Origin of the sequence: Variovorax sp. CAN15, from assembly GCF_030462475.1 — a bacterium.
Lineage (GTDB): Bacteria > Pseudomonadota > Gammaproteobacteria > Burkholderiales > Burkholderiaceae_C > Variovorax.
This window is the reverse complement of the sequence record NZ_JASMRZ010000005.1, coordinates 182,698-191,189: the sequence shown is the minus strand read 5'-3', so window position 1 is coordinate 191,189 and position 8,492 is coordinate 182,698. Positions and strand designations below refer to the sequence as shown.

Sequence of the window (8,492 nt, the reverse complement as noted above, 5' to 3'; positions counted from 1 at the left end):
CACCGAGCCGTCGGCCTTCTTCACCAGCCAGGTCCAGCCCGAGCCGAAGTTGCCCACGGCCGATTTCACGAAGGCTTCCTTGAAGGCGTCGTAGCTGCCCCACTTGGCCTCGATGGCCTTGGCCAGCGCGCCGGTGGGCGTACCGCCGCCTTGCGGCTTCATGCAGTTCCAGAAGAAGGTGTGGTTCCAGATCTGCGCGGCGTTGTTGTAGATGCCGCCGCTGGACTTCTTGACGATCTCTTCGAGCGTCATCGACTCGAACTTGGACCCTGCGGCGCGTGCGGGCGCGAGCCGGCGAAGGGGGAGGCGAAGGCGAGGTCAGCGTCGAACTGCCGCGGCCGCGCGCCATCTTCAACGACCCCGAGGCGATCGCGCATGCCGCGCTGATGGGGCTGGGCGTGGCGATGCTGCCCATGCCTTTCGTCGAGCGCGGGCTGCGCAGCGGCGAGTTGCTGCGGCTCTTGCCCGAGTGGTACCAGGAGGCCGGCGCGGTGTGGCTCTACTACCCCAGCAAGAAGCTGCTGCCGCCGAAGACGCGGGTGTTCATCGACTTCGTGCTGGAGCGTTTCCGAGAGGAGCGGTTCGCGCGGCGGATGCAGGTGGCCTGAGACGCCTTCGCGACCGGACCGCGACAACCTCACGGGTTCACGGGGTTTTCACCCGCGACGTCCGAGGCGCGCGCCTGTACAAACGCGCGCATGACCAATCAGACTTCGTTCTCCCCGAATCGCCGCACCGCGCTGGCCGCATCCGTCGCCGCCGCGCTGACCCTCATGACCGCTCCTTCGTGGGCCCAGGGCACCTGGCCGACCAAGCCGGTGCGCATCGTCGTGCCGTTCGCGGCCGGCGGCACCACCGACATCCTGGCGCGCGCCGTGGCGCCCGAGCTTTCCAAGGCCTTCGGCCAGCAGTTCATCGTGGACAACCGCGCCGGTGCTGGCGGCAACGTGGGCGCCGAGATCGTGGCGCGCGCGCCGAACGACGGCTACACGCTGCTGATGGGCACCGTGGGCACGCACGGCATCAACCGCGCGCTGTACCCGAAGCTGCCCTTCGACCCGATCAAGGACTTCGCGCCGATCACGCTGGTGGCCGCCGTGCCGAACGTGATGGAGATGAATGCCGAGAAGGCGAAGACGCTGAACATCCACAACGTGCAGGACTTCATCAAGTACGCCAAGGCCAACCCTGGCAAGCTGAACATGGCCTCCAGCGGCAGCGGCACCTCGATCCACCTGGCGGGCGAGCTGTTCAAGAGCATGACGGGCACCTTCATGGCCCACATCCCGTACAAGGGCTCCGGCCCGGCACTGCTGGACATGGTGGGCGGCAATGCCGACGTGATGTTCGACAACCTGCCCTCGTCGATGGCGCAGATCAAGGCCGGCAAGCTCACCGCGCTGGCGGTGACGAGCACGCAGCGTTCGCCCGCCCTGCCCGACATTCCGACGGTGGCGGAAGTGGGCGGCCCCTCGCTCAAGGGCTACGAGGCGAGCTCATGGTTCGGGCTGCTGGCGCCGGCGGGCACGTCACCGGAGATCGTGAACCGCATCCAGCAGGAAGTGGCCAAGGCGCTGAGCACGCCGGCCATGAAGGAGAAGATGCTCGCGCAGGGCGCGATCCCGAGCGGGAATTCGCCGGCCGACTTCACGAAGCTCATTGCGAGCGAGCATGTGAAGTGGGCAAAGGTGGTGAAGGACTCCGGCGCGAAAGTTGACTGACCCCCAGGCTTCGCGCACTTCGTGTCGCTTCGCCAACCCCCTTGCAGGGGGCAACGCCTGCGGCCCGGCAAAGCCGGTTCCGCGGCGTTTCACGAAAAGATCCGGGGGTAGCTGATCTGGTTGATCAGGTCTTCCAGGTCACGTCTTTCTTTTCGGCCAGCGAATCCTTGAGCATGTGCAGCAGGGGGATCGCGCGCTGGTGCAGCCCGATGTGCTGCTTCTCGGCCTCGTTGGCGTGGCCTTCGACGGCGTAGTCGTCGTTGTTGTGGGAGTTGGAGGCCTCGCGCGCCAGCGCGGCTTCGAGGGCCGAGATGGCGCCGGGGATCTGCTCGACGGTGATGATGCCCTGCGGGGCGGCCGACTTGCCGACGATCTCCAGCAGCTGGCGCGCATGCACTTCCAGCATCACGAAATCGGGAGAGGCGCGGGACTGGAATCGATAGAGCATGGTGTAGTTCTCACTCACTTGTTGTAGATGTAGTCGCGCGCAAAAGGGTACACCGATTGCGCGCCGCGAAGGACGCCGTGTTCGACCTTGCCATCGGGTTTGGTGGAGAGCATCTGGTGCAGCGAAATCCAGCCCTGCTCGAAGCTCATGGCGGACCCCGCGAGGTACAGGCGGTAGGCGCGCAGCACGCGCTCTGCGTTCTCGGCCTGGCGCCCGCCGCTGCGCTGGAGCACTTCGCGCGCGGCGTCGAGCTGCGCTTCCAGGGCGTCCGACCAGGCCCAGAGCGTGCGCGCGTAGTGCGGGCGCAGGCTTTCGGTGTCGACCATCTCCAGGCCGGCCGCGGCCGTCTCGCGCAGCACGTGCGTCACGTGCAGCAGCTCGCCGCCGGGGAAGATGTATTTCTCGATGAAATCGCCCATGCCGGCGCCGAGCTGGCGGTAGTTGAGCTCACCGGAGGTGATGCCGTGGTTCATCACGAGGCCGCCGGGCTTCAGCAGCGAATGGATCTTGCGGAAGTAGGTCGGCATGTTGGCCGCGCCCACGTGCTCGAACATGCCGACGGAGGAGATCTTGTCGAAGGGCTTGTCGGTGGGCACTTCGCGGTAGTCGCGCAGCTCGACGCGCACGCGGCCCTGCAGGCCCTTTTCTTCGATCAAGCGCTGCACGTACGCATGCTGGTTCTTCGACAGCGTGATGCCGGTGGCGTCCACGCCGTAGTGCTCGGCGGCCCACAGCAGCAGCGCGCCCCAGCCGGAGCCGATGTCGAGGTAGCGCTCGCCGGGCTGCAGCATCAGCTTGCGGCAGATGTGATCGAGCTTGGCCTCCTGCGCCTGCGCCAGAGTAAGGTCGGGCGTGCGGAAGTAGGCGCATGAATACACGCGGCGCGCATCGAGCCACAGCGCGTAGAAGTCGTCGGAAACGTCGTAGTGGAACTCGATCTGCGCCGCGTCCTTGCGCAGCGAGTGCGAGCCGTGCGACTTGGCCCGGCGCTGCAGGCGGCTCCACCAGCCGGTGTCGGTCTCGGCCGGGTTGCCGGGGAGCATGCCGACCGTGGCGTCGATCAGGTCGCGCATGGCGCCTTCGATCTGCACCTTGCCTTCGACGTATGCCTCGCCGATGGCTCCCACCTGACGTGCAGCCAGCTTGGCGAGCACCGCCCATTCCTTGAAGGCCAGCGTGACGCGGGCTCCCGCCTGGGCTACGCGCCGGCCATCGGGCAGCTCGAGCGCGATGGGAACAGGCAGCGAAGCCAGCTGCGACTCGATTTTGGGTATCAAGTGTTGCATGGGGCCATGGTATTGATTTTTCCAAGCTTTTGCATGACTTCCCGTGTCGGCGCAAGCCGCGATCTGCGGCGGCTTTCGGCCGGCACGAACCCGGATTGACAACAGATTGTTTATGTCTAAACTATTTAGCCATGAACAGCCTCAGCCCGACCCGATCCGCTCCCGCCTCGGACCTCCAACGCATCCTGTGCATCGGCGGCGGGCCGGCAGGCCTGTACTTCGCCCTGTTGATGAAGGCGCGCAACCCTTCGCTGCAGATCACCGTGGTGGAGCGCAACCGCCCCTTCGACACCTTCGGCTGGGGCGTGGTGCTCAGCGACCAGACGCTCGCCAACCTGCGCACGGCCGATGCGCCGACCGCGGCGCTCATCGGCAACGAGTTCCACCACTGGGACGACATCCAGGTCTTCTTCAAGGGCCGCCAGGTGCGCTCCGGCGGTCACGGCTTCTGCGGCATCGGCCGCAAGCGGCTGCTCAACATCCTGCAGGAGCGCTGCCTCGCGCTCGGCGTCGAGCTGGTGTTCGAGACCGACGTCGCCGACGACCAGGCAATCGCCGCGAAGTACAAGGCCGACCTGGTGATCGCCAGCGACGGCCTCAACAGCCGCATCCGCCAGCGCTACGCCGACGTGTTCAGGCCCGACGTCGACCTGCGCAACTGCCGCTTCGTGTGGCTGGGCACGCACCAGACCTTCGACGCCTTCACCTTCGCCTTCGAGCAGACCGAGCACGGCTGGTTTCAGGCGCACGCCTACCAGTTCGACGACAAGACCTCGACCTTCATCGTCGAGACGCCCGAGGCCGTGTGGAAGGCCCACGGCCTCGACCAGATGGAGCAGCCCGAGGCCATCGCCTTCTGCGAGAAGCTCTTCGCCAAGTACCTCGGCGGCCACCCTCTGATCAGCAACGCCACGCACCTGCGCGGCTCGGCCAACTGGATCCGCTTTCCGCGCGTGGTGTGCGAGCGCTGGACGCACAGCATCGACGTCGAGGGCCGCTCCGTGCCCGTGGTGCTGATGGGCGACGCGGCGCACACGGCGCACTTCTCCATCGGCTCGGGCACCAAGCTCGCGCTGGAAGACGCGATCGACCTGGCCAACGAGTTCGCGCAGGGCGGCACCGTGGACCATGTGCTCGAAGGCTACGAGGCACGCCGCAGCGTCGAGGTGCTGAAGATCCAGAACGCAGCGCGCAACTCCACCGAGTGGTTCGAGAACGTGCCGCGCTACACCGGCATGCAGATCGAGCAGTTCGCCTACTCGCTGCTCACCCGCTCGCAGCGCATCAGCCACGAGAACCTGCGGCTGCGCGACACGAAATGGCTCAGCGGCTACGAGCAGTGGCTCGCCGGCGGCAAGGCGCTGCCCCCGATGCTCATGCCCTACAAGGTGCGCGGGCTCACGCTGAAGAACCGCATCCTGGTGTCGCCGATGGCCACCTACAGCGCAGTCGACGGCGTGCCGCAAGACTTCCTGCTGGTGCACCTCGGCGCGCGCGCTCTCGGCGGCGCCGCGATGGTGTTCGTCGAAATGACCAGCCCGACGCCCGAAGGCCGCATCACCCCCGGCTGCACCGGCCTTTACAACAACGAGCAGCAGGCCGCCTTCAAGCGAATCGTCGACTTCGTGCACACGCAGTCGAGCGCGAAGATCGCGATGCAGCTCGGCCACAGCGGCCCCAAGGGCTCCACCCGCGTGGGCTGGGAAGGCACCGACGAACCGCTCGAAAGCGGCAACTGGCCGCTGCTGGCCGCCAGCGCGCTGCCCTACGGCGAGCAGAACCAGCTTCCCGCTGCCATCACGCGCGCCGAGATGGACACGCTGCGCGACCAATTTGTCGACTCGACCCGCCGCGCCGCCGAATGCGGCTTCGACTGGCTCGAGCTGCACTGCGCGCACGGATACCTGCTGTCGGCCTTCATCAGCCCGCTGACCAACCTGCGCACCGACGAGTACGGCGGCGACATCGAGGCGCGCTGCCGCTATCCGCTCGAAGTATTCCGCGCCATGCGCGCCGCGTGGCCCGCCGACAAGCCGATGAGTGTGCGCATCTCGGCGCACGATTGGGCGCCAGGCGGCAACACCGACGCCGACGCCATCGTGGTGGCACGCCTCTTCAAGGAGGCCGGCGCCGACTTCATCGACGTGTCGTCGGGCCAGACCACGCGCGCCGCCAAGCCGGTGTACGGCCGCATGTACCAGACGCCGTTCTCGGACCGCATCCGCAACGAGGTCGGCATCTCGACCATCGCCGTGGGCGCGATCACCGACGCCGACCAGGCCAACAGCATCATCGCGGCCGGCCGCGCCGACCTGTGCGCCATCGCGCGCCCGCACCTGGCCGACCCGGCGTGGACGCTGCACGAGGCCGCCAAGCTTCAGAGCCGCGAAGTCGACTGGCCGAAGCAATACCTGAGCGGCCGCGACCAGATGTACCGCGAGATCGCCAAGCAGCAGCAGATGGCTGCGGCAGCCGCGGCGAACCCCGAGGAGACGCACTGACATGGACCTCGAAGCGCGCGCGCATGCCGAGCACCCCGAAGCCCTGCGGCTCTGGCTGCGGCTGCTCACCTGCACCCAGCTCATCGAAAAGCAGGTGCGCAACGAACTGCGCTCGCAGTTCGCGACAACGCTGCCGCGCTTCGACCTGATGTCCCAGCTCGAGCGCTCGCCCGAGGGCCTGAAGATGAACGAGCTCTCGCGCCGCATGATGGTGACCGGCGGCAACGTGACCGGCATCACCGACCAGCTCGTGGCCGAAGGGCTGGTGGAGCGCATCAACGTCGAGGGCGACCGCCGCGCCTGGCGCGTGCGCCTCACGCCGCGGGGCCGCAAGCTCTTCAACGACATGGCGCAGCAGCATGAAGACTGGATCGTCGAGGCCTTCTCGGGCCTCAGCGCGAAGGAGATCGCGCAACTGCACAAGCTGCTCGGCAAGGTCAAGCAGCACTCGCACAACCAACTACTGATGGCGGAGACCGAATGAAGCACTACATCGGCGCGGGCAATCCCATGCGCGCGCAATTCGAACCCAAGGCGGCCTACAAGGCGGAGCACTTCGCATGGAGCTTCGAGGCCGGCGTGGGCACCATCACGCTGAACCGGCCGGATCGCAAGAACCCGCTGACCTTCGACTCGTACGGCGAGCTGCGCGACCTGTTCCGCGCGCTGGTCTACGCCACCGACGTGAAGACGATCGTCGTGACCGGTGCGGGCGGCAACTTCTGCTCCGGCGGCGACGTGCACGAGATCATCGGCCCGCTGACCGGCATGCGCATGCCCGAGCTGCTGGAGTTCACGCGCATGACGGGCGACCTGGTGAAGGCCATGCGCGCCTGCCCGCAGCCCATCGTCGGCGCGATCGACGGCGTGTGCGCGGGTGCCGGCGCGATGATCGCGCTGGCCTGCGACCTGCGCTACGGCTCGCCTGCCACGCGCACCGCGTTCCTCTTCACGCGCGTGGGCCTCGCCGGAGCCGACATGGGCGCCTGCGCGCTGCTGCCGCGCGTGATCGGCCAGGGGCGCGCATCGGAGCTGCTGTTCACCGGCCGCGCGATGACCGCGCAAGAGGGCCACGCCTGGGGCTTCTTCAACGCGCTGCACGAAAGCGAGGCGCTGCTCGAGGCCGCGACGAAGGTCGCACGCGACCTGGCCGAGGGTCCGACCTTCGCCCACGGCATGACGAAGACGATGCTGTCGCAGGAATGGTCGATGACCATCGACCAGGCCATCGAGGCTGAAGCGCAGGCACAGGCCATCTGCATGCAGACCGAAGACTTCAAGCGCGCCTACGAGGCCTTCGCGGCCAAGCGCAAGCCGGTATTCGGCGGGGACTGACGCGATGATGACCAAGGCTCCCGCACCACCATCGACGGCGCACCTCGCGCTGCCCTTCTTCGACGACGCGCACCGCGCGCTCGCCGATGAGCTGCTGCCCTGGGCCGACGCGCAGGAAGTCGACGAGCACGACGACCGCGCGGCCTGCCGTGAATGGGTCCAGCGGCTCGGCGCCGGCGGCTGGCTGCGCTACTGCGTGCCTGGCAGTTCCGGCGGCGCATTGGAGCGGCTCGATTCGCGCGCCCTCGTGCTGCTGCGCGAAACGCTCGCCTACCACTCGCCGCTGGCTGATTTCGCCTTCGCTATGCAGGGCCTGGGCAGCGGCGCGATCACGCTGGCCGGCACGCCGCAGCAGCATGCCGACTACCTGACGGCCGTGGCCAGGGGCAACAAGATCGCAGCCTTCGCGCTCAGCGAACCCGAAGCAGGCTCCGACGTGGGCGCGATGGCGATGCGCGCCGAGCCCACTGCCGATGGCTGGAAGCTCAACGGCGAGAAGACCTGGATCAGCAACGGCGGCATCGCCGACTTTTACTGCGTGTTCGCGAAGACCGACCCGGCGGGCGGTACGCGCGGCATCACTGCGTTCATCGTCGATGCGAAGACGCCAGGTCTCGACACTTCCGCGCACATCGACGTGATGGCCCCGCATCCGCTGGCCACGCTGCGCTTCGAGAACTGCGTCGTGCCGCGCGCCGCACAGCTCGGCGAGCTCAACGGCGGCTTCAAGCTGGCGATGCGCACGCTCGACATCTTCCGCGCCTCGGTGGCAGCAGCCGCGCTCGGCATGGGCCGGCGCGCGCTGGCGGAAGCGATCGCCCATTCGAAGAAGCGCCGCATGTTCGGCCAGACGCTGGCGGACTTCCAGCTCACGCAGGCCAAGCTCGGCGAGATGGCCGCGCTGATCGACAGCGCCGCATTGCTCACCTACCGCGCCGCATGGATGCGCGACGACGCAGAGCGGCGCGGCGCACCTGCTGTGGGCGACGTGTCGGCCGCCGCGGCCATGGCCAAGATGTGCGCCACCGAGAACGCAAGCCGCGTGATCGACATGGCGCTGCAGATGCATGGCGGCCTCGGCGTGAAGGTTGGCACGAAGGTTGAAAGCCTCTACCGCGACATCCGCTCGCTGCGCATCTATGAAGGCGCGACGGAAGTCCAACAACTGATCATCGGCAAATCCGTTCTGCGGGGATAAACA

The 8,492-nt window shown here is 67.5% G+C and carries 7 protein-coding genes and 2 pseudogenes; 6 read left to right on the top strand and 3 right to left on the bottom strand.

What is annotated here, in order from left to right; all coding sequences use genetic code 11:
- A pseudogene (locus QMO14_RS06750) lies at positions 1 to 270 on the bottom strand (superoxide dismutase); the annotation flags it as partial.
- A 50-nt stretch (positions 271 to 320) separates the two neighbouring features.
- Here QMO14_RS06750 and QMO14_RS06745 point away from each other — a divergent pair.
- Together QMO14_RS06745 and QMO14_RS06740 are read left to right on the top strand one after the other, a co-directional pair.
- A pseudogene (locus QMO14_RS06745) lies at positions 321 to 608 on the top strand (LysR substrate-binding domain-containing protein); the annotation flags it as partial.
- 90 nt (positions 609 to 698) lie between these two features.
- Positions 699 to 1,721 (top strand): tripartite tricarboxylate transporter substrate binding protein, encoded by a 1,023-nt coding sequence (locus tag QMO14_RS06740; RefSeq protein WP_301505601.1) that lies wholly within the window; start codon positions 699 to 701, stop codon positions 1,719 to 1,721.
- Positions 1,722 to 1,845: 124 nt separating this feature from the next.
- Here QMO14_RS06740 and QMO14_RS06735 read toward each other — a convergent pair whose 3' ends face one another.
- Together QMO14_RS06735 and QMO14_RS06730 are read right to left on the bottom strand one after the other, a co-directional pair.
- Positions 1,846 to 2,169, bottom strand: coding sequence for a DUF1840 domain-containing protein (locus QMO14_RS06735; RefSeq protein WP_367618151.1), 324 nt, complete (start codon positions 2,167 to 2,169; stop codon positions 1,846 to 1,848).
- Between the two features lie 14 nt (positions 2,170 to 2,183).
- Complete coding sequence (locus QMO14_RS06730) at positions 2,184 to 3,455, bottom strand: cyclopropane-fatty-acyl-phospholipid synthase family protein (RefSeq protein ID WP_301505599.1); 1,272 nt, start codon at positions 3,453 to 3,455, stop codon at positions 2,184 to 2,186.
- A 131-nt stretch (positions 3,456 to 3,586) separates the two neighbouring features.
- On the opposite strand from QMO14_RS06730, the gene QMO14_RS06725 reads away from it, so the two are divergent.
- From QMO14_RS06725 to QMO14_RS06710, 4 genes are read left to right on the top strand one after another with little or no spacing between them, the layout of a single operon-like run.
- The gene (locus tag QMO14_RS06725) at positions 3,587 to 5,956 is read left to right on the top strand and encodes a bifunctional salicylyl-CoA 5-hydroxylase/oxidoreductase (RefSeq protein WP_301505598.1); all 2,370 of its coding nucleotides are present in this window, start codon (positions 3,587 to 3,589) and stop codon (positions 5,954 to 5,956) included.
- Position 5,957: 1 nt separating this feature from the next.
- Positions 5,958 to 6,440 carry a MarR family winged helix-turn-helix transcriptional regulator gene (locus tag QMO14_RS06720; protein ID WP_301505597.1) on the top strand — a complete coding sequence of 161 codons (483 nt, stop codon included), beginning with the start codon at positions 5,958 to 5,960 and terminating at the stop codon, positions 6,438 to 6,440.
- The gene (locus tag QMO14_RS06715) at positions 6,437 to 7,291 is read left to right on the top strand and encodes an enoyl-CoA hydratase family protein (RefSeq protein ID WP_301505596.1); all 855 of its coding nucleotides are present in this window, start codon (positions 6,437 to 6,439) and stop codon (positions 7,289 to 7,291) included. The genes QMO14_RS06720 and QMO14_RS06715 overlap by 4 nt, the downstream gene beginning before the upstream one ends.
- 4 nt (positions 7,292 to 7,295) lie before the next feature.
- Positions 7,296 to 8,489 (top strand): acyl-CoA dehydrogenase family protein, encoded by a 1,194-nt coding sequence (locus QMO14_RS06710; protein WP_301505595.1) that lies wholly within the window; start codon positions 7,296 to 7,298, stop codon positions 8,487 to 8,489.
- Positions 8,490 to 8,492: the final 3 nt, after the last annotated feature.